The sequence below is a fragment of the Paenibacillus oralis genome (assembly GCF_003863965.1).
In the GTDB taxonomy this organism is placed as follows: domain Bacteria; phylum Bacillota; class Bacilli; order Paenibacillales; family Paenibacillaceae; genus Fontibacillus; species Fontibacillus oralis.
Genome location: NZ_RRCN01000002.1, coordinates 63,167 through 64,558, shown reverse-complemented (window position 1 = coordinate 64,558; position 1,392 = coordinate 63,167). Strand labels below are relative to the sequence as shown.

At 46.0% G+C, this 1,392-nt stretch carries 2 protein-coding genes; both read right to left on the bottom strand.

What is annotated here, in order from left to right; all coding sequences use genetic code 11:
- On the bottom strand, positions 1-784 hold a 784-nt coding region (gene dpsA / locus EHV15_RS33985), incomplete at its 3' end, for a dipicolinate synthase subunit DpsA (RefSeq protein ID WP_128636088.1).
- Between the two features lie 37 nt (positions 785-821).
- The gene (locus EHV15_RS33980; RefSeq protein WP_023559069.1) at positions 822-1,136 is read right to left on the bottom strand and encodes a YunC family protein; all 315 of its coding nucleotides are present in this window, start codon (positions 1,134-1,136) and stop codon (positions 822-824) included.
- Between the last annotated feature and the right edge of the window lie 256 nt (positions 1,137-1,392).

Below are 1,392 nucleotides of genomic sequence, written 5' to 3'. Positions count from 1 at the left end.
AGGCCTTGATTCCACGTTTTTCGGCAAAACGAAAATCAGTCCCACCAGGTTTGGAAGCCAAATCAATAATGATAGCGTGATGCGGAATACGGGTTAAAACACGAGAACTAAGAATATGCGCCGGAACTGTGTTAAAAATAATATCCACATTTACGCCTTCATCGTACAAATCTTTCGTATTAAACGGCTCAATCCCCATCTCCCAGGCACGTGCAAACTCCTCCGGTTTCTGCACACCCGCTTTGACGCGTGCCCCCAGGCGGTGAAGCATACCGGCTAACGTAAGACCGATTCTCCCCAAGCCCAGCACCATACAACGCGAACCATGTATGGTAATGTCCGTATGTTGAATGGCCATCATTAAGGCGCCTTCCGCAGTGGGAATGGAATTGAAGATGGCAACATCGTCCCTGCTGAATAATTCAATCAGATCGATCCCCAGTTCCGCGCAAAGGTTCTTCAAGTAGGACTTGGCTATGCCAGTATAGACTTTTGCGTGTTTCGGCAAGGAAGACATATATTCCTTGTTCAGCAATAGCGTTTCAGCTGAAAATGAAGATTCTACTCTGCCATGGTCGTCTGTACCGACAACCGGTAATATCAATATGTCCGCTTTGCGAAGAACCTCCTTCGTAAGCTTGGAATAATGGACTTCATGAAGTTGTTCGTGCAAATCTTCAAAACCGATTACCGCAACATTTGCATCCAGGTCAGTGAATGACCGAATGATTTCAAGATGCCGGGCATCGCCTCCAAGGAAGACAATATGCAGACCCGTTAACAAAAAATCCCCCTACTTTCCTTAAGAATGGACTCAACAATTACCTGCCCCCGCTTACCATCTTTAAAAGCGCATCTGCTCCTTTCATTCCAGGGCGAATTCCGCGTAATTCCGCCTCTGTAGTAACCATATCGAGTGGGGCATCCAGCAATTGCTCTATGGTTCGCACCCCGGTTGCGCGTCCTGCGACAATGCGGCGATCGTTTAATTTCTCATTTAACAAACGGATATCCAGCGCGCCGCACATGATATATCCGTGATCGGTTGTGATGGCCAGAAGTGTTGTTTTGGGCAGGGCGACCTCGATACTTATAACCTGATGACCTTCAACTTCAATCGGTTTCATCATGATCATCTATGATGCAGCTCCTTTTTTTCTACACTATATGCCGGGCGTGATATTTGCACCATAGACTGTTGCCCAAATCCGATATTACTTGTATTCGTTGGAAGCCTTCTCCCCCTTCGCCATATACATGTGTAAATTGGACTTCGATTCAATTCCATGTAATTTTTGAGATTTATAACAAAGGAGATAACAAACGCGCTGCTTGATCAAGCATGCGCTCGGAAGAAGTACGATGCATATGATCTTCCAAACGATATGGAGT

Bases quoted from the DNA above. Each gene is read 5' to 3' on its own strand.
- EHV15_RS33980 (WP_023559069.1), bottom strand. From the start codon at position 1,136: ATGATCATGATGAAACCGATTGAAGTTGAAGGTCATCAGGTTATAAGT.